The sequence below is a fragment of the Lujinxingia vulgaris genome (assembly GCF_007997015.1).
GTDB lineage: Bacteria > Myxococcota_A > Bradymonadia > Bradymonadales > Bradymonadaceae > Lujinxingia > Lujinxingia vulgaris.
On the sequence record NZ_VOSM01000118.1, the window covers coordinates 1 to 504 of the forward strand.

Sequence of the window (504 nt, forward strand, 5' to 3'; positions counted from 1 at the left end):
GACCAGCGCCAGTCGAGAAAGCTGCTTTCAATGTCGTCTGAACCGAGAGTGCGCAGATCAACGAAGTTTTGCGGTTGAGCCTTGAACTGCGACATGTAGCCGACTTCGATTGCCGCTACGTCGGGCCCCTTGCCGCCAGCGAGGGCGGTGGTCAGTGCCTGAGCTTGTTCATCGGATCCGCCGGCGTTGGTGACCTTGAGGATGATGTTGGGGTTTTCTTCTTGGTACGTTGCAAATGCTTCGTCGAGGCCCATGCCACCGAAGGTCCAGACGTCGAGAGTGATCTTTCCGTCGGTGTCACCTCCGCCCGAGCATCCGGCAAGAAGCGCAAGAGCTGCGCCTCCCGCGATCACTGTTCTGGCGATTCTTTTCGCTGACATTACGTCCTCCACGTTGAGGTGTGATTGGGGATTTGAGGGGGCATCCATCGGGGAAGTGCGTTCGAGGACTGTCCGAGGAAGCGCTTCCTTGATGAAGTAATGCCACCGTATAGGTTTATGTCGG

At 57.1% G+C, this 504-nt stretch carries 1 protein-coding gene; it reads right to left on the reverse strand.

Features of this window, described 5'->3' with window-relative positions; translation table 11 throughout:
* Window positions 1–380 (reverse strand): extracellular solute-binding protein (locus FRC98_RS21160; protein ID WP_230467915.1); only part of this gene is annotated, 380 nt, incomplete at its 3' end.
* Between the last annotated feature and the right edge of the window lie 124 nt (window positions 381–504).